This window comes from Micromonospora sp. WMMD1082 (genome assembly GCF_029626175.1).
Taxonomy (GTDB): domain Bacteria; phylum Actinomycetota; class Actinomycetes; order Mycobacteriales; family Micromonosporaceae; genus Micromonospora.
In genome coordinates this window covers 5572478-5589947 of the sequence record NZ_JARUBM010000002.1, presented here as the reverse complement: position 1 = coordinate 5589947, position 17470 = coordinate 5572478, and the positions used below count along the sequence as shown (strand labels likewise).

The 17470-nt window shown below is 74.5% G+C and carries 15 protein-coding genes and 1 pseudogene; 8 read left to right on the top strand and 8 right to left on the bottom strand.

All coding sequences use genetic code 11. The features are described 5' to 3' along the window. Positions 1-10: 10 nt before the first annotated feature. From accB to O7615_RS25700, 3 genes are all read right to left on the bottom strand, one after another. Positions 11-538: an acetyl-CoA carboxylase biotin carboxyl carrier protein gene (gene accB / locus O7615_RS25710; RefSeq protein ID WP_278182231.1), complete on the bottom strand. Its 528-nt coding sequence runs from the start codon at positions 536-538 to the stop codon at positions 11-13. A gap of 167 nt (positions 539-705) precedes the next feature. Continuing rightward, positions 706-2466 (bottom strand): acetyl-CoA carboxylase carboxyltransferase subunit alpha, encoded by a 1761-nt coding sequence (locus tag O7615_RS25705; RefSeq protein ID WP_278180358.1) that lies wholly within the window; start codon positions 2464-2466, stop codon positions 706-708. Further along, positions 2463-2789 (bottom strand): TcmI family type II polyketide cyclase, encoded by a 327-nt coding sequence (locus O7615_RS25700; RefSeq protein WP_278180357.1) that lies wholly within the window; start codon positions 2787-2789, stop codon positions 2463-2465. Before O7615_RS25700 ends, O7615_RS25705 begins: the two co-directional genes overlap by 4 nt. On the opposite strand from O7615_RS25700, the gene O7615_RS25695 reads away from it, so the two are divergent. The 7 genes from O7615_RS25695 (at position 2788) to O7615_RS25665 (ending at position 8520) form a co-directional block, all read left to right on the top strand. Next, a complete protein-coding gene (locus O7615_RS25695; protein ID WP_278180356.1) occupies positions 2788-2913 on the top strand; it encodes a hypothetical protein in 126 nt (41 codons plus the stop codon). The genes O7615_RS25700 and O7615_RS25695 overlap by 2 nt on opposite strands. Before the next feature lie 278 nt (positions 2914-3191). Next, positions 3192-4001 carry a BTAD domain-containing putative transcriptional regulator gene (locus tag O7615_RS25690; RefSeq protein ID WP_278180355.1) on the top strand — a complete coding sequence of 270 codons (810 nt, stop codon included), beginning with the start codon at positions 3192-3194 and terminating at the stop codon, positions 3999-4001. Positions 4002-4122: 121 nt separating this feature from the next. After that, positions 4123-4470, top strand: a complete 348-nt coding sequence (locus O7615_RS25685; protein ID WP_278180354.1) for a TcmI family type II polyketide cyclase — start codon at positions 4123-4125, stop codon at positions 4468-4470. A gap of 12 nt (positions 4471-4482) precedes the next feature. After that, entirely contained in the window at positions 4483-5832 is a 1350-nt protein-coding gene (locus O7615_RS25680; RefSeq protein WP_278180353.1) for an NAD(P)/FAD-dependent oxidoreductase, read from the top strand. 220 nt (positions 5833-6052) lie between these two features. Next, a complete protein-coding gene (locus O7615_RS25675; RefSeq protein WP_278180352.1) occupies positions 6053-6868 on the top strand; it encodes a helix-hairpin-helix domain-containing protein in 816 nt (271 codons plus the stop codon). 233 nt (positions 6869-7101) lie between these two features. Continuing rightward, positions 7102-8229 (top strand): low temperature requirement protein A, encoded by a 1128-nt coding sequence (locus tag O7615_RS25670; RefSeq protein WP_278180351.1) that lies wholly within the window; start codon positions 7102-7104, stop codon positions 8227-8229. Between the two features lie 84 nt (positions 8230-8313). After that, the gene (locus O7615_RS25665) at positions 8314-8520 is read left to right on the top strand and encodes a hypothetical protein (RefSeq protein WP_093402652.1); all 207 of its coding nucleotides are present in this window, start codon (positions 8314-8316) and stop codon (positions 8518-8520) included. A 96-nt stretch (positions 8521-8616) separates the two neighbouring features. Here the strand turns inward: O7615_RS25665 and O7615_RS25660 are convergent, their stop codons facing one another. From O7615_RS25660 to O7615_RS25650, 3 genes are all read right to left on the bottom strand, one after another. Further along, positions 8617-10203, bottom strand: a complete 1587-nt coding sequence (locus tag O7615_RS25660) for a hypothetical protein (RefSeq protein ID WP_278180350.1) — start codon at positions 10201-10203, stop codon at positions 8617-8619. Between the two features lie 333 nt (positions 10204-10536). Continuing rightward, positions 10537-11316, bottom strand: a complete 780-nt coding sequence (locus O7615_RS25655) for a DUF5995 family protein (protein WP_278180349.1) — start codon at positions 11314-11316, stop codon at positions 10537-10539. Positions 11317-11421: 105 nt separating this feature from the next. Beyond that, positions 11422-14292, bottom strand: a complete 2871-nt coding sequence (locus tag O7615_RS25650) for a LuxR family transcriptional regulator (RefSeq protein ID WP_278180348.1) — start codon at positions 14290-14292, stop codon at positions 11422-11424. Here O7615_RS25650 and O7615_RS25645 point away from each other — a divergent pair. Continuing rightward, positions 14291-15655, top strand: a pseudogene (locus O7615_RS25645) (adenylate/guanylate cyclase domain-containing protein); the annotation flags it as partial. The gene O7615_RS25650 and the pseudogene O7615_RS25645 overlap by 2 nt on opposite strands. 651 nt (positions 15656-16306) lie before the next feature. Here the strand turns inward: O7615_RS25645 and O7615_RS25640 are convergent. Both O7615_RS25640 and paaI read right to left on the bottom strand, forming a co-directional pair. Continuing rightward, entirely contained in the window at positions 16307-16867 is a 561-nt protein-coding gene (locus tag O7615_RS25640) for a dienelactone hydrolase family protein (protein WP_278182230.1), read from the bottom strand. A 64-nt stretch (positions 16868-16931) separates the two neighbouring features. Next, positions 16932-17366 (bottom strand): hydroxyphenylacetyl-CoA thioesterase PaaI, encoded by a 435-nt coding sequence (paaI, locus tag O7615_RS25635; RefSeq protein ID WP_278182228.1) that lies wholly within the window; start codon positions 17364-17366, stop codon positions 16932-16934. Positions 17367-17470 lie beyond the last annotated feature (104 nt).

Sequence of the window (17470 nt, the reverse complement as noted above, 5' to 3'; positions counted from 1 at the left end):
GCACCCCACCTCAGGCCGGGTCCAGGGCGACCAGCGGCTGGTCGTACTCCACCGGCTGCCCGTCGGCCACCAGCACCTCCGTGACCCGTCCGGCCCGGTCGGCGGTGACCTCGTTCATCAGCTTCATCGCCTCGACGATCCCGACGACCTGCCCGGGCCGGACCAGGTCACCGACCGCCACGAAGGCCGCGGCGCCGGGCTGGGCCGCCCGGTAGAAGGTGCCGACCATCGGCGACCGCACGGCGGTACGGGTCGCGGGCTCCGCCGAGGGCGGGCCGGCGGACGGCGGGATCGGCGCCGGGGCGGTGGCGCCGCCGGCGCGCGCCGTGCCGGACGGTACGCCCGAACCGGATCCCGGCCCGGCCGGCCACTCCCACTCCACCTCCAGCTCGGTGTCCCCGCAGCGCAGCCGCAGCCGGCGTACCGGACCGGCCAGTTCGGCGACGAGGTGCCGGGCGTGCCGACGCAGCCCGGCCAGCGCGGCCTCGGTCCCGGCGTCCAAGGGCTGGGCGTCACCGGGCTGGGCGTCCACGGGTATGGCATCCCCGGGTTGGGTGTCCGCCGGCCGCGCGTCCACGGGTGTGGCAGGTGCCGGCGCGCCGGCCGAGGGGCGCGGCACGTCGACAACCGTCGGGGCCGCGACCCCGACCGGCGGCAGGGTCGCCGGAGTACCGGCGACCACCGGCCTGGCGCCAGCGGTGCCGCTCACCGGGCGTCCGCCCGGACACCGGCGCGCGCGGCGCCGAAGCGGCGGAAGCGCCGTCGCCGCTGCTCGACCAGGGTCGCCGCCGGCACGTCGAGCAGCGGCAACAGGTTCGCCAGCAGCGCCTGGCGTACGGCCCGGGCCGTCGCCTCGGGATCGTCGGCGGCCGAGCCGGCCGGTTCGGGCACCACCTCGTCGACGACGCCGAGCCGGCACAGGTCCGGCGCGGTCAGCCGCAGCGCGCGAGCCGCCTGCGGCGCGGCCGTACGCCCCGGCCAGAGGATCGCGGCGCAGCCCTCGGGGCTGATCACCGAGTAGACCGCGTGCTGCAACATCAGCACCCGGTCGGCGACCGCCAGGGCCAGTGCCCCGCCGCTGCCCCCCTCCCCCGTCACCCCCGTCACCACCGTCACCACCGGCGTGGGCAGCGCGCTCAGGGTCAGGATGTTCTCGGCGATGGCCGCGGCCTGGCCGTGCTCCTCCGCCTCGACGCCCGGGTCCGCCCCCGGCGTGTCCACCAGGGTCACCACGGGCAGGCCGAGACGCGAGGCGAGGCGCATCAGCCGCAGGGCCTTGCGATGCCCCGCCGGGGTGGCCATCCCGAAGTTGCGGGCCGCCAGCTCGGCGGTGGTGTGTCCCTTCTGGTGGCCGACCACCATCAGGTGCCGGCCGTCGAGCCGGGCCAGCCCACCGACGACCGCCGGACAGTCGCCGCCGAGCCGGTCACCGTGCAGCTCGGTGAAGCCGTCGAAGGTGGTCTCCAGATAGTCCAGCGTGGTCGGACGGCCGGGATGCCGGGCCAGGCGTACCGTCTCCCAGGCGTCGCGGACCGGTGCCCGCGGTGGCTGCGGTGGCCGGGCCGCCGCCATCGGCGCCGCCGGCCCGCCGGAGCCCACCGGCCCGCCGGGGTCCGCCGGTACGCCGGGGTCCGCCGGCCCGCCGGAGTCCACCAGGCGGCGGCCGGCAGCCGCCGCGGCGAGCAGTGTCGCCAGCCGGGCGCGCAGCGCGTGCCGGGGCACCACCATGTCGACCTGGCCGTGCCGCAGCAGGAACTCCGCCGTCTGGAATCCCTCCGGCAGGCTGCGCCCGGTCACCTGGCGGATCACCCGGGGGCCCGCGAAGCCCATCCGGGCACCGCTCTCGGCGAGCACCAGATCGGTGCTGGTGGCGAAGGAGGCCGCCACACCCCCGTAGGTGGGGTCGGTCAGCACGCTGACGGAGAGCAGCCCGGCCTCGCGCAGCGCGGCCACCGCCTGGCTGACCGTGGCCATCTGCATCAGCGACAGAGCGCCCTCCTGCATGCGGGCGCCGCCGGAGGCGGTGACCAGGATCAGCGGTACGCCCGCGTCGAGCGCCTCCTCGGCGGTACGGGTGATCAGCTCACCGACGGCACACCCGAGACTGCCGCCGAGGAAGCGGAAGTCCATCACGGCGAGCGCACAGCGGAACCCGCCGACGGTGGCGGTGCCGCAGAGCACCGCCTCCGGCAACCCGGTGTCGGCGCGGGCGGCGGTGAGCCGGTGCGGGTACGGCAGCACGTCGACGAAGCCGATCGGGTCCACCTCGACGGCGCGCTCGGGCAGCGGCCGGAACGAGGACGGGTCGACCAGCTGGCCGACCCGCTCGGGCGCGGCGAGCCGCGCGTGCAGGCCGCACTCGGGGCAGACGTCGAGGTTGCGGCGCAGCCGCTTGCGGTAGAGCAGGGCGGCGCAGCCACCGCACCGGGACCACAGTGTCTCGCTGGAGCGCGCGGTGGCGGTCACGGCCGCCGCCCGTCGAAGCGGTAGAAGCAGCGGGCCATGGCGTCCCGGGGCGAGCGCCAGGTCGGCAGGTACGGCGAGATGTACGGGCGCAGCCGCTCGCTGATCCGGGCGAACTCGGGATGGTTCCGGGCGGCCTCCACGGCGCCGTCGCCGGCGGACTCGGTCTCCAACAGGTGCACGTAGAGGTCGTTCAGGCGATACAGCGACCGGTGCCGGACGCCCACCAGGCGGGGCAGTTCGGTCGTGTCGGACTCGGCGAAGATCTCGGCGACCGCCGTCTCGGCGCTCGGGTCCACCTTCGCGACGATCAGCGTTCGGTCCATGCTGGTCCTCCCCTCATGGGCCGGTGGCGACGCCGCCGGTCTGCCCGGACGGCTGCCGACACCATGCGGAGCACGCCGTCACCCCGGCGTCACCGACACCCCCGCCGAGAACGCCCGCCGGTGACGCTGCGTTGACGCACGCTGTGTATCAGCTGGACGCACCGAGCCGGGAGCGCTGCCATGATTGTGCAGTTCAGAGGTGGTTTCACAGAAGCGGTCACGGTGCATTGCCAACAACATCGTTGACTCAGAGTAACTGTGATTGATAATCTTCGCGGCGGTCAGACCCGGCTCCGCACCCACCACGTGCGACGGCCCCAGAGAGTCGACAGTGGCGTCACGGTGGCCACGCCGGGCCCCGGCCGAGACCCGCAACCGACGCGTTCCGCAGGGGGTGCCGCCGTGACCGCCGATCCGCCCACCCTCACCACGGGCCAGCGCCGCGACGCCGAGGTGGGCCTGCACCTGCTCGGTGGCTTCCGGCTGAGGCACGGCGACGCCCCCGTGGTGGTGCCCCGGGGCCTGCAACGGGTCATCGCCCTGATCGGGCTGCGCCCCGGCGCCACCCGGGCCCACCTCGCCGGGCTGCTCTGGCCGGAGGCCGCGGAGGAACGGGCCCTCTCCTCGCTGCGCACCGCGCTGTGGCGGCTGCGCCAGGACCCCTACTGCCCGCTGACCACCGCCGCCGACACCGTCCGCCTCGACCCGCTGGTCCGGGTCGACGTCGACCGGCTCGTCGACACGGCCGGCCGGGTCCGCGACGGCCAGGCACCGGCCGACGCCGCGGAAGCGCTCGCCGCCGGCCGGCACGACCTGCTCCCCGGCTGGTACGACGACTGGGTGCTGGCCGACCGCGAACGGCTGCGCCAGCTCCGGCTGCACATGCTGGAACAGGTGGCCGGCCAGCATCTGGCCGCCGGGCGGCACGGCGAGGCGCTGGAGGCGGCACTGGAGGCGATGGCCGCCGAGCCGCTGCGCGAGACACCACACCGGCTGGTCGTCCGCATCCACCTCGCCGAGGGCAACGCCTTCGAGGCGGTGCACGCCTTCTACGTCTACCGTGACCTGCTGCTGCGGGAACTGCGGCTGGAACCGTCGCCGGCGATGAGCGCGCTGCTCGCGGAGACCCTCGAACCGATCCGGCGGGCGAGCCGACCGACGAACGGCGCCCACCGGCACCTGGTCACGCGGGCCACGTTCCCGGCCCGCTGACCGCGTCACCGCACCCGCCCCGCCCGTTGACGGGCAGGTGACTGCGGCGGGGACAGGGTGTGCTCACCGCGGTCCGCGACCCGGCATCCGTCGGGGCCGGACCACCGTCGAGAGGGGTCCGATGAGCCGTCTAGTGATCGTCAACAGGATCATCCCGGGCGCGGAGGGACGCGTCGCGCAGATCTTCGCCGAGTCCGACGAGACTGAGTTGCCCAGCCTGACCGGGCTACGCCACCGCTCCCTGTACTGCCTGCACGATCTGTGCGTACACCTCATGGAGACCGACGACGTCGGCGCGGACGCCCTCGCGGCGGCCCGCAACCACCCGCTGTACCGGCAGGTCAACGAGCGGCTGTCCGCGCACACCTCGCCGTACCTGCCGACCTGGCGCTCGCCGCGCGACGCGATAGCCAACTGCTTCTACCGCTGGGACGGCGCGGACGTTCCCGCGCCGCGCCCCGCCGGCTGACCGGGCGGCACCGTGGCATCCCGACCACCGCACGTCCTGGTCATCGGCGCGGGCACCGGTGGCCTCTGCCTGGCGCACGGGCTGCGCCGGGCGGGTATCAGCGTCGCCGTCTACGAACGGCACCGCGGCAGAGGCGAGGGGCTGCTCGGCTACCGCGTGGGCATCGGTCCCACGGGCAGCCGGGCGCTGCGCGACTGCCTGCCGCCGGAGCTGTTCGAGATCTATCTGGCCACCTGCGCCCGATCCCCCCGACACTTCAACGTGCTGAGCCAGCGAATGCGTTACACGGCGTCCTTCCCGCTGCGGCCCGACACCCACCCGGTCGACACGGAACGGTCGGTGGCCCGGATGACGCTGCGCCAGGTGCTGCTGACCGGGATGGAGGACGTGGTCCACTTCGACCGCACCTTCACCCGGTACGAGCAGCACGACGACGGGACGGTCACCGCCCACTTCGCCGACGGCGGCACCGCCACCGGTGACCTGCTCGTGGCGGCGGACGGCACGCACTCCGCCGTCCGCCGCCAGTACCTGCCGCACGCGGCCATCCGGGACGCCGGGACCATCAACATCGCCACCCGGGTACCGCTCACCGCGCGCACCCGGGCGTTGCTGCCCGACAGCGTGCAGCGGGGCATCTCGCTGATCTTCGGCACCGGCGGGGTGATGGGCGTGCTGCACGTGATGGAGTTCAAGTGGGACCGTGACGGTCGACTCAAGCCGGACACCGCCCCCGCCGACGCCGCGCTGCTCGCCGACTGGCCGGGGCTGCGCCACGACCCCACCCGCGACAACATCAACCTGATCGTCTGGAGCACCGCCCGGCGGTTCCCGCCGGACATCATGCGGCGCCGCGGCACGGAGCTGATCCAGGTGGCCCTGGAGCTGACCGCCAACTGGCACCCCCACCTGCGGGAACTGCTCAGCCTGGCCGACCCGGACAGCGCCCTGCCGATCACGGTGTCCACCTCGGAGCCGGTGCCGCCCTGGAAGAGCAGTACGGTCACCCTCCTCGGTGACGCGATCCACACCATGACGCCCGGCCGGGGCGTGGGGGCCAACACGGCGCTGCGGGACGCGAACCTGCTGCGGCGGCAGCTGATCCTCGCCACCGGCGGCGAGAAGACCCTGGTACAGGCGGTGGCCGACTACGAGGCGGCGATGGTGCCGTACGGATTCGCCCGGGTGGCCGACTCCCTGGCCCGCAGCGGCACCAACGGCGACGACCGCATGTACCAGCCGGTGTTCGGGCGGCTCGCGCTGTTCGGTGCCCGGGGATACTTCCGGGTCACCAGCCGGGTGCCCCGGCTGCGGCGCAAGTTCGTCGACGACTTCTACACCTACCGAGGTGAACAGGACTGATCCGGCACACCGCGAGCCCCGGCGTCCCCACCCGGTGCCGGGGATCGCGGCCGTGCCGATCCCTCCACACCGTCCGTTCCGTACCGGACACCTGCCGTAGCCTCCGCGCGGCCCGCACGGACTGTTACCTGGCCCGCCTGTTGCCCCGGCCGCGCGTGTGCAAAGCTGCCGGCGAGTTTTTCTCGCGACGATCCGGACGTGAACCTCAGGGAGGGTTACCGTGGGCGAGTCCTTCGGGAACTGGCTGATACTGCTCGTAGCGCTGCTGGCGGGTCTGGCGGTGGGCTGGGTGCTGCTGCGCGGCCGGCGGGGTGAACCGCCCGCGCCGACGACCGGGACGGCGAGCGACGCGAACGCCGAGGAGACCGAATCGACCCCGGCCGCCACCGGCGCCGCGCCGGCCACCGTCGAACCGACGGCCACCGAACCCGCGACCGTCGAGCCCGCGACGGTCGAGCCCGCAGCCACCGCGCCCGCGAGCGCGAGCAGCGACGCCGCCGAGCCGACGCCGGCCATCGTCACCGAACCGGCCGACACCACCGTCGAGCCCGTGGCGGTGGACGCGGTGGCGGCGCCGCAGCCCGGCGAGCCGGTCGTCGCCCCGGTCGACGCCGGGCCGCCGGCCGACGCCGCCCCGGTCGACGCTGAGCCGGCCGCCGTCCTCGACGGACCGGCCGCGGACGCGACCGCGGAGCCACGCCCGGCGGTCGCCACCCCGCCGGTGCGGCCGACGGCCGCCCCCGAGCCCGTCGCGCCGGCCGCTGTCGAGACCGTGGCGCCGGCCGAGCCGGTGTCCGCCGAGCCGGTGTCCGCCGCGGCCGCGACGGACGACTTCCGGCGCATCCAGGGCGTCGGGCCGAAGATGGCCGCCGCGCTGCACAGCGCGGGCATCCGGACCTACCAGCAGCTGGCCGAGCTGGACGAGGCCGCGCTGCGGGAGACCGTCAAGGGCGCCGGGCTGCGCGCCACCGCCAGCCTCGTCACCTGGTCCCAGCAGGCGAAGGTGCTGGCCGCCCAGGCCGACGGGGACGCCTGACACGTCCGGGGCCGCCGGTTGCGGGACGCCCTCACCGGGCATCCGCACCGGCGGCCCCGGCGTACGCCCGTTCCGGTTACCGGCGCCGATACCGGCACGGCACCGGCGGTCACGACGCTACGGTCGGTACGCCGAACTGTCGCCGGCCGCCGGGAGCATCCGTGCCGTTCGCCCAGCCGGAGCAGGAACAGCCACGACCTGTCCCTGTCCGCCGTCCGACGTCGCCCCCCAGGGTGACGCTCCTGGAACTCTTCTTCGACCTCGTCTACGTCGTCGCGCTGGCGCTCATCTCGCAGAACCTGGCCGACGACATCAGCTGGACCATGGCCGTCCAGGCGCTGATCCTGCTGGCCGCGGTGTGGTGGACCTGGACCATCACCACCCTGGTCACCGACCTGTACGACCCCGACCGCACCGAGATCAAGGCGCTCATCGTCACGGTGATGTTCGGGGTGCTGCTGATGACCACCGCGATCCCCAAGGCGTTCGGCGACCGGGGGCTGGTCTTCGCCGCCTCGTACGTCGCCATCCATCTGGGACGCGGGGTGTTCCTCCTGCTGACGGTGCGCAGCGACCCGCACATCCGGCGGCGGGCGGTGCGGATTCTCTCCTGGTTCGCCGTGTCGGCCGTGCCGTGGATCATCGGCGCCTTCGTCTCCGACGACGCCCGGTTGGCGCTCTGGCTGCTCGCCCTCGGCATCGACTACCTGGGACTCCGGCTGGCCTACCCGGTGCCCGGGCTGGGCACCGTGCCCACCGCCCACCGCAGGTTGACCGCCGATCACCTCTCCGAGCGGTACCAGCAGTTCTACACCATCGCCCTGGGCGACGCGATCCTGGTCATGGGCATGGCCTACAGCGAGCGCCACTCGCATGCCGAGAACAGCATCGCCCTGGTCGTGGCCTTCGTCACCACCCTGCTGCTGTGGCGGGTCTACGTGCACAAGGCCGGAGAGCTGCTGCCGCTGGCCATCCAGACCGCCAGGAACCCGAGCCACTTCTGGAACACCGCCCCGTACACCCATCTGCTGATGGTCTCCGGGGTGGTCACCACCGCCGCCGGCTTCAAGCTGGTGCTGCAGGAACTGCCGGCGCGGACGCCACCGGCGTGGGCGGCGATCATCCTGGGCGGGCCGGCGCTGTTCCTGATCGGCCGGGCCTTCTTCGAACGGGAGGTGTTCAGCCGGGTCTCGCCGTCGCGCCCCGGCGGCGTACTGACCCTGCTCATCGCCGCGCCCGCGGTGTTGTTCCTGCCGCCCCTGAGCGCCTCGGTCGCCGCCATGCTGGTCCTCGCCGGAGTGGCGCTGTCCGACTTCCGGCGCAGCCACGGCCGGCCGCCCGAGGCCCCCTCGCCGCCGTGAGGTCGATCGGCCTCCGTTAGCCGTCCGACCCGGTTGGGTACAAGGCCCCAACCTTGCAACCCACCCCCGACCGTGGAGGAAGCCATGCGTGGTACGTCGATCTTCGGAGTCCTCGTCGTGATCTGGCTCGTCATCGGCGCCATCGCCGCCGGCCAGCGCGGCTATTACAGCGACGAGGAGGCCAACTGTGCGGAGGTCGGCACCATCCTGGTGACCATCGCCGCCGGGCCGCTCAACTACGTCGGTGCCAACCCGAAGGTCGACTGCGAACTGCCCCAGCCCTCCCAGTGAGTGGTCAGCGACGACGACGGGTGCGCCCGGCCCGCTCGTTCCGGTCGCAGGACCGGACGCGGCGGCCGGACGCACCCGTGCGTCGACCTGCGGCGCTCAGCGGAAGCAGTGCGCCACCGGCACCTTGCTGCCCGCGCAGTTGGTGGGGTTGTTCTCGATGACGACGCTCTCGTCGTCGATCTTGACCTGGGCCCGCTCGGCCTGGATCCCGCCGGCCTTCCCGGTGGACTGGTTGCCGACCACCCGGCTCTTGTAGAGCGAGGTGGAGCCGGCCGTCACGAACAGTCCGGCGCCCTGGGACCGCTTGCCGACCGCGTCGTTGCCCTCGACATCGCTGGCGCGCACGAGCAGGTTGGACTTCTCGGCGTGGATGCCGCCGCCATTACCGCGCGTGGTGTTGCCGCTGATCACGCTGTCGTCCAGCGGCACCAGGCCCTGGAAGGTGGAGATCCCGCCACCCGAGGTGGTGGCGACGTTGTCCCGGACGGTCAGTTGCCGCAGCACGAGCACCGCGTCGGAGTTCGCCAGGCCGCCGCCGACCTCCGCACTGTTGTGCGCCACGAGGGTGTCGAAGACCTTCGTACGGGCGGAGAAACTGGCCAGGCCGCCGCCCTTGGCCGCGTTGTTCCGCACGAAGGTCGAGGAGTACACGTCCCCGGCGGCCCGGAAGTTGGCCAGGCCGCCGCCGTAGCTGACCGCGCTGTTGTGCCGGAACTCGGTGCGGTGCATGGTCATCACGCCGCCGTTGAGCAGGCCCCCGCCCTTGCCCTCGGCGCCGGCGGCCCGGTTGCCGATCAGCCTGCTGTCGCTGATCCGCAGGTTGCCGTCGTTGAAGATGGCGCCACCGCCGCCCTCCGCCGACAGCGAGGTGCTGCCGACGACGGTGACCCCCTCGACGACCGCGGTGGCACCGTGCACGACGTGGATGCTGCCGCCCTCCGCCGCCGACCGCCCGTTGCGCAGGGTGACGTCCCTGAGGGTCAGCTCGCCCCCGTCGCGGACGGTGAAGAAGCGGAAATCGGCGGCGTCGACACTCCGGACGATGGTCGCACCGGCACCCTCGATGGTGATCCCGTGGTAGATGACGGGTAGGCCGGCGGTGTCGTCGGCGGGGTTGCGCGGCGGCGCCTCGGCGTCGCCCGGATTCTCGGCGGCGTCGGCGGCCTCCCGCGCGTCGCGGATGCCGCCGTCGTACTCGTCGGGCTGCTGGAAGGCGTCGGTCAGCGTGTAGGTGCACTTCTCGGCCAGCCGCAGCGTGGCACCGCCCTCGGCGTTCGCCCGCACCAGCGCGGCGATGAGCCGGGCGGAGTCGCAGGGCACCGGCACTGCCGTGCGCTGGGGCGGGCGCCCGTGGTGACCGGCCGACCGGCCGGGCGCGTCCGCCGCGTCCGGTCTGTCGCCGGGGTCGCGGCCGGCATCGGGGTCGTGCCGCCACTCGGGGCGCTGCCGGTCCGCTCCCCCGCGTTGCGGCGTCTCGTCGATTCCGGGCACATCGGTCTGCAACATCGCGGCGGGCTGACCCGGGTGCGGCGCCGCCGGGTCACGGTCGGCGGCCGAGGCGGTGACGGCGGTCAGGCCCGCCGCTCCGGCCACCAGGCTGCCCGCCACCAGGCCACCGGCCAGCAACCACCGGGACCGCCGTACGGGTCGTCTGGACCCGCGGCTCCCTTGGTACGTGGACATCAACGTTCCTGCCTCTCGTGCATGCGAAACACTGCCGCTACCGGAAACGGGCGCGGAGTGGCTGACCTCGCTCCAGCCACCAGAGGCCACCGTACGGCGATGGAAGGAACAAATCCGTCATACGTGAATAAGTAAGCCATTCGCCTTCACATCCGCCCAAGGATGCGGGCTCGGCGTCCGTGGCATGCGCGAGGGCCGGCCGACACCCCCCGGGCCGGCCGGCCCTCACTTCCCCCGCGATCCCCGTGGTCACTTGTCCGGGCGAGGCCGCCCGGGCGGGTCGGATGCCCCCGCGCCCCGCCCCGGACGGAGCGCGGGGACCCCCCGTCCCGGCTACTGCAGGAACGCCCCGAGGGGCGACAGCAGCAACCGACCGAGCGCAGCGGCCGTGTCGTCGAGCCGCCTGCGCTCGCGCTCGTGCTGGTGCGGATCGTGCCGACACCGCCAGATGCGCTGCGCGTTGCGCCAGGCGACATCCCGGGTGTACCCGATCAACTCGCCCTGGTACCAGTCGTCGATGTCGCCGTTGAGCATGTCGATGAGCAGTTGCCACTGCTCGAGGTAGCCCCGGCGCAGACCGGGGATCTTGTCGGCGAAGATCTTGTTGATCTCCAGGTAGTCGCGGTGCTGGTCGCTGCCGTCGACCGGCTCGGACTCCAGGTGGTCGAACGTGGTGACCAGCGCGAACGGCAGGTCGAAGTTGATGTGCGCGTTGACGCCGGCCGCCGCCGAGGGCAGCGGGCGGGCGTCCGGGCCACGCATCCGCTCGAACAGGCACGACCAGGCCCTCGGCGTGCTCGGGCTGGAGTCGCTCCACATCCGCAACGCGTCGAAGTAGCGGGCGGCGAACTCGACGTCCAGCCGGGACAGGAAGACCGGGTCGACGAACCGGTCGGCGTAGAGCCCGTCCAGCACGCTGGTGGTGATGGTGAGATACAGCTTGTTGAAGTCGGCCAGCGGGCAGCTCTCCATCAGCGGAGGCAGTCGGACCAGCATGTCCTGCAGCTTGGTCAGGTGGTCGACGACGGCGGGCACGTCGCTCGGGTGGTCGGCGAGCAGGTCGACGATGTCCCGCTGCACCGGCCCCCAGACCGGCTCGCCGCAGTCGCTCATGTTGCCTCCAGGCTGCTCGCCGGCGCCGCCATGCCGTTGCGGCGCCGGGCACAGCCTCTCAGGCGACGCCCCCGGTGGACATCAGTAGAACTACGTATCCGACACCTACGCGCGACTACGCAGGAAGATGGCGCTCGCCTGGACCCGGGTACGCACCTGGAGCTTGTCGAAGATGTGCGAGACGTGCACGCCGATGGTCCGCTCGCTGATGAACAGTCGCTGGCCGATCTCCCTGTTGGTCAGCCCCTCGGCCACCGCGGCCAGCACCTCGCGTTCCCGGGCGGTCAGCGCGGCAAGCTCCTCGGCACCCGACCCGTCCGGCGTCACCGTCCCCGGGCCACGTTCCTCCAGCTGGACCCGGGCCCGCCCGGCGAGCGTACGGATCTCGTCGGTCAACGGCACCGCGCCGAGCGCCTGCGCCGCCTGGTACGCCCGGCGCAGCAGCTTGCCGGCCGTGGCAGCCTTGCGGCGGCTCGCCAGCAGCGCCTCGGCCTGACGCAGCCGGGAGTACGCCGCCGGATACGGGTGGTTGCGGTGATCCCACTCCGCCGCCGCCCGCCCCCACAGCTCCGGTTCCGCCCCGTCGAGGCGGCTCACCTCGGCCGCGCACAGCGCGAGGTACCCGTCGACCACGTAGCGCACCGGCCGGGCCGCGCGCTCGCTCCGGCCGGCCACCCGATCGGCGATCTCGCGCAACCGGCGTACCGCGTTCTCGTCGACCGCGACCGTGCGGCTGGCGTGCGCCTCGGCCTCGGCCCGCAGCCCGTGCCAGACCAGCACGGCGAGAATGACCAGGTCGTCGGAGCGGGTCTCGGTCAGGCCCCGCTGCACGGCGTGCCGGGCCAGGTCGTGCCGCCCCTGCCACATCGCCATCCCGGCACGCAGGGTGAGCAGCGGGATGACGTGCCGGGCCCCGCCACCGGCCAGAATGGTCGCCACGGCGTCCAGGTCCCGGTTGGCCGCCTCGGCATCGCCGTAGCCGACGGAGAGCCGGCAGCGGGCCAGCAGCAGCTCGACCGCGTCCGCGCCGGAGGGGCGGTGCCGCAGCGCCGCCGCGACGACCTTCTCCGCCTCGGCCCACTGCCCCACCCGGAACAGCCCGTTGGTGGCGATGGCCAGCAGTCGGGTCTCGTAGGAACGGCCCAGCCCCAGCTCGGCCACCCGCTCGGCGCCCCGCCGGGCCACCACCACCCCCTCTTCGAGGATGTTCAGCGGCCCGGTGAGCAGCTCGGCCAGGTGCAGGTACGCCAGCGCTACATCCTCCGGACGGCCGGCGCGCTCGGCGGTGGCCAACGCCCGCCGCAGCACCGCCAGGCCCGCGTCCGGATCCTGGCGGTACGCCTCGGAGAAGCCCAGCGCCGCACTGGCCAGGACCACCTCCGTGATCGCGCCGTCCACCTGCTCGGCCAGGGCCAGCGCCTCCCGCGCCCGCTGGCCCGCCTCGGCGTACCGGCCGAGTTGCAGCAGCAGCTCCGCCAGCCGGGCGGCGGCGGTGGTCCGCTGCCTCGGGGTGCAGTCGGCGACGTCGAGGGCCTGCTGGTACTCCACCTCGGCCAGCGCCGAACGGCCGGCGGCGGCCAGGTAGCGGGCCCGGCGGATGTGCAGCTCGCAGGCCGGAAGGTCGGTGTCGGCGTTGGCCAGCTCCTCCAGCAGGGCCAGCGCGCGGGCGTACTCCCCACAGTGGTGGGCGGCCTCGGCGGCGTGGCCCAGCAGGGCCGCCCGGTCGGCGCCGGCCAGCCCGCCGGCCAGCTCCACCGCCACCGACCAGTGCCGGTGCGCCTCGGCGTAGCCGTACAGCCGCTCCGCCTCCTCGGCGGCGGCCACCGCCGCCGGCAGCGCCCGCTCCGGCTCGCCGGCCAGCCGCCAGTGATGGGCCAACCGGGCCTGGTGCAGCTCCTCGGGTGCCGAGGTCAGCGCCTCGGCGTAGCGACGGTGCAGCACCGCCCACTCGGCGGGCAGCAGCTCGCCCTCCAGCACCTCGGCGACGAGCCGGTGGCGCAGCCGGTAGCCGTCGTGGGAACTGACCAGCAGCCGGTGGGAGACCGCCGCCTTCACGGCGTCGAGCAGCTCGTGCTCCGGCAGCGCGACCACCCGGGCGAGCAGCCAGTGCTCGACCGGTTCCACCCCGGCGGCGACCGCGTGCACGGCCCGGTGGGCGGGCTGGGGCAGGTCGTCGACCCGGGACAGGAAGACCTCGCGCAGGGTGTCGGAGAGCCCGTCGCGCCCGTCGCGCAGATCCCGGGAGAGTTCCTCGACCACGAAGGGGTTGCCCCCGCTGCGCCGCCACAGCTGCTCGGCCGCCTCGGCGGCGAGCGGGCGGCGCACCAGCGCCGCGGCGAGTTCCTCGGTGCCGGCCCGGTCGAGCGGAGCCAGGTCGAGCACCCGCACCGAGCGAAGGCGACGCAGCTCGGTGAGCACCCGGCGCAGCGGATGCGCCCCCTGCAGGGACTCCGACCGCACCGCCGCCAGCACCGACAACTGTAGGTCGCCGAGGCCGGCGAGCAGGTAGAGCAGCAGCTGGCGAGTCGTCCGGTCGACCCACTGCAGGTCGTCCAGCACCAGCACCACCGGGCGCCCTCCGGCGATCACGCTCAGCCCACGGGAGACCCGCTCCAGCAGCGCACCCGCGCCGTCCGGGCCGGCCCGATCCTCGGCGAACACGCCGAGTAGCGCGCGGACCGACGCGGCGGTCGGTGCGGCCAGGTCGGCGTCGAGGCGACGCAGCGCCTGCCGCAGCGGGTGCAGCGGCGAGGCATCGCCAATGTCCAGACAGGAGCCGGTGAGCACCAGGGCACCCCCGTCGCTCAGTCGCTCCCCCACCTCGCGCAGCAGCCGGGTCTTGCCCACCCCGCTCTCGCCGGTCAGGAACACCGCCGCCGTGTTACCCGGCGCCACGTCGTCGAGCAGCGCGGCGCGCACCGTCGCCACCAGGTCGGCCCGACCGACGAGCGGTGTGCTGTCCACGTCGCTGGCCATGGCTCGCAGCCTAGTCACAGGGTCGGTTCCCGTTCTACCGCCGCAGGGCGTCTGTCCTACTCATCGCGTCGACATTGCGACCAAAGGTTGCGTCCGGCCGACATACGTCGTTCTGCAGATCCGCCGTCAGACCGGCGGTGACAGGCTCCGGACATCGTCAGCGAGCACGGGGGGAGAGGCAGGTGCGATCTCCATGCCCATGTCTGTTGTCGCTGCTCACGGGCAGGTGCGCTGGCCGGTGCCGGAGGAGCGGCGGACCGTGACCGTCCTCTTCGTCGACATCGTCGGCTCGACCCGGCTGGTCGAACGGCTCGACCCGGAGGACGTCCGCGCCCTGCAACGGGCCTACTTCGGCACGGTCGCCCGGGTGCTGCGGCGGTGGGACGGTGCGGTGGAGAAGTACGTCGGCGATGCCGTGATGGCCCTGTTCGGCGCGCGCCGCGGTGACGGGTGGGAGGCGTACCGGGCGGTGCGGGCCGGTCTGGAGATCCAGCGCGCCCTCGACCGCCACCCGCCGGCGCCCGGTCTACAGGTGCGGGTCGGGGTGGCCACCGGCGAGGCGGTGGTCGACCTCTCGGTCCGCCACCAGGGCGGGCACGGCGTGGCCAGCGGCGCGGTCATCACACTCGCCGCCCGCCTGCAGGAGCACGCCCCGCCCGGCGGGCTGGCGGTCTGCGCGACCACTCACCGCGCGGTCACCGGGCTGGTCGCGCAGCGCCCGGTACCGGCGGTGGCGCTGGCCGGCAAGGCGCTGCCGGTCGACGTCTGGCACGTCACCGGCACCCTGCGGCCCCGACCGTCGCACCACGACGGCCCGCTGCTCGGGCGCCGCCGGGAGCTGGCCACCGCCCGGGAACGTGTCGCCCAGGCGGTACGCGGCCGCGGCGACCGGCGCCTGCTGCTGCTCGGCCCGGCCGGCAGCGGACGCAGCCGGTTGCTGCGGGAACTGGCCCGGACCACGCCCACGGTGGACGGTGTCCCGGTGCGGTGGTGCCTCGCGGCGTGCCCGCCCTGCCCCGACGGGCCGCTGGAGCCCGTCGCGGACGTGGTCCGCGGGCTCGCCCAGGCACGCGCCACCGACGACCCCGAGACGGTACGCCGCCAGCTGGCCGCCGCCCTGCACGCGCTGGTGCCGGCCGATCGGCTGGGGCCGGCGCTGGACGCGGTGGACGACCTGCTCGGCGCGGCCGATGCCACGGCGGGTGCCCGGGCGATGGCGCACTGGCGGACGGTGCTGCTCAGCCTGGCCCGGCGGCAGCCGGTGGTGGTGGCCGTGGACGACCTCGACCGTGCCGCGCCGGCGCTGCGGCGCCACCTGGACACCCTGCTCGACCTGGCCGACGCGGGCGGCCTACCCCTGCTGCTGGTCGGGACCGGCGCCCAGGACACCGGCGATGCCACCCGGCCGGCGACCCAGCTGCGGTTGCGTCCGCTCGACTCGGTGACCACCGGCCGGCTGCTGCGTCGCCTGCTGCACCGCGCCGGTCAGCCCGTCGGGCTGGCGGTGCGGCTGATCCCCCTGGTCGGCGGCAACCCTGGGCACGCGGTGGCGTACGTGCGCTCACTCACCGGCGGCGACCCGGCGCGGCTGCCCGTCCCGGAGAGCGTCCGTCGGGTCGTCGAGGCACGGCTGGACCGCCTCGACGGTAGGCGGCGGGCGGTCCTGATGGCCGCCGCCGCCCTCGCGCCGGGCTGCACGCTGGGGGAACTGGCCGGCGTCCTCGGCTGGCCCGCCGCGCAGGCGGCGGTGGAACAGGCCGCCCTGGCCGGCTCCGGCCTGCTCGTGCCGCTGCCGGCCGGCGGCTACGACGTCGCCGACCCGGTGGTCCGGCAGATCGCCTGCGCCCGGCTGCCCCGGGCCGTGCGCGCCGACCTCGCCCGGCGGGCCGGCGCCCGCGCGTCGGCGATCCGGACGGCACCGGGCGGCCCGGTCCGGACCCCCGACGCCACCGCCGGGACGCCGGCGACCCGGGCTCTCCCCGGCCGCCCGGTCCGGGCCCCCGTCGGATCGTCGTCAGGCCAGGAAGGCCAGCACCCGACTCCAGGTCAGCTGGGCCGCGGCCGGGTCGTGGTCGGCCAGGGTCGGGTCGGTGAAGAGGTGCCCCACCCCGGGGTAGCGGTGCACCACGAGATCCGCACCGGCCACGGTCATCTCCCGCTGCCACTGGTCGACCTCGTCGGGCGGGTCGTACGCGTCCGGATCGGCCAGGTGCAGGTGGATCCGCAGGCCGGGCCGGACCGCGGCGGGGGCACCACCGGTGCCGTGCAACAGCAGCAGGCCGGCGGTGTCGGGGCGTTCGGCCAGCAGCGCGCCGGCCACCCCGGCGCCCATCGAGAGCCCGGCGAGCACGGTGTCGGGCGGCAGCTCGTCGAGCGACGCGCGGGCCCGGTCGAGGACGGTCTGCTGGCCGATGCGGCTCAGCAGGGCAAACCCCTCCTCGACGGAGTCGACGGCGGGCACCCCGTACAGGTCGGGGGCGTGCACCTGGTGCCCGGCGGCGCGCAGCCGGTCGGCGGCGTCCAGCACGGCGGGCCGCCGCCCGTACACGGGGTGGAAGAGCGCGACATGTGCCATCCGGACATCGTGCCCGATGTCTCCGACATGTCCGATCGGGCGCGCGGGATCCGCCCGGTCACGCTCAGCCGTGCTCGCCGGCCGGTGCGCCGGACCCCGCCCCCGGATCGCCGACGCCGGGGGCGGGGTCCGGCCGCAGCACCCGGCTCTGTCCACGGAACTCCGCGACCACCTCCCCGCCCGCGCGGCTCACCGTGACGTCGTAGATGCCGCTGCGGCCGTACCGGGTGCGCTCGGTGGCCCGGGCGACCAGCAGGTCCCCCTGCCGGGCCGGGCGGACGAAGGCGATGTCGGCACCGGCGGCGACGGTGGCCGGGCCGTGGCTGTTGCAGGCCAGCGCGAAGGCGGTGTCGGCCAGCAGGAACACGAAGCCGCCGTGGGCGATGCGGTGACCGTTGACCATGTCTTCGGTGATCCGCATCCGGGCCACCGCGGCGCCGTCGGCGGCGCTGACCAGCTCGATGCCGAGCCGGTTGGACGCGACGTCGGCGTCGAACATCTCGTGCGCGGCGGTGCGCTGCGGCTCCACGGTGCTCCCGGATCCGTCTCGGCCGGGTGGCCTGCCCGCCCGGCGGACGGACATCATGTCACCGCGCGCCAGCC

Coding starts and splice junctions, on each gene's coding strand:
- O7615_RS25650 (WP_278180348.1), bottom strand. CDS start 14,292: ATGGCCAGCGACGTGGACAGCACACCGCTCGTCGGTCGGGCCGACCTG.
- O7615_RS25685 (WP_278180354.1), top strand. CDS start 4,123: ATGAGCCGTCTAGTGATCGTCAACAGGATCATCCCGGGCGCGGAGGGA.
- O7615_RS25660 (WP_278180350.1), bottom strand. CDS start 10,203: ATGTCCACGTACCAAGGGAGCCGCGGGTCCAGACGACCCGTACGGCGG.
- O7615_RS25640 (WP_278182230.1), bottom strand. CDS start 16,867: ATGGCACATGTCGCGCTCTTCCACCCCGTGTACGGGCGGCGGCCCGCC.
- O7615_RS25665 (WP_093402652.1), top strand. CDS start 8,314: ATGCGTGGTACGTCGATCTTCGGAGTCCTCGTCGTGATCTGGCTCGTC.
- paaI (WP_278182228.1), bottom strand. CDS start 17,366: ATGTTCGACGCCGACGTCGCGTCCAACCGGCTCGGCATCGAGCTGGTC.
- O7615_RS25700 (WP_278180357.1), bottom strand. CDS start 2,789: ATGGACCGAACGCTGATCGTCGCGAAGGTGGACCCGAGCGCCGAGACG.
- O7615_RS25655 (WP_278180349.1), bottom strand. CDS start 11,316: ATGAGCGACTGCGGCGAGCCGGTCTGGGGGCCGGTGCAGCGGGACATC.
- O7615_RS25695 (WP_278180356.1), top strand. CDS start 2,788: ATGCTGGTCCTCCCCTCATGGGCCGGTGGCGACGCCGCCGGTCTGCCC.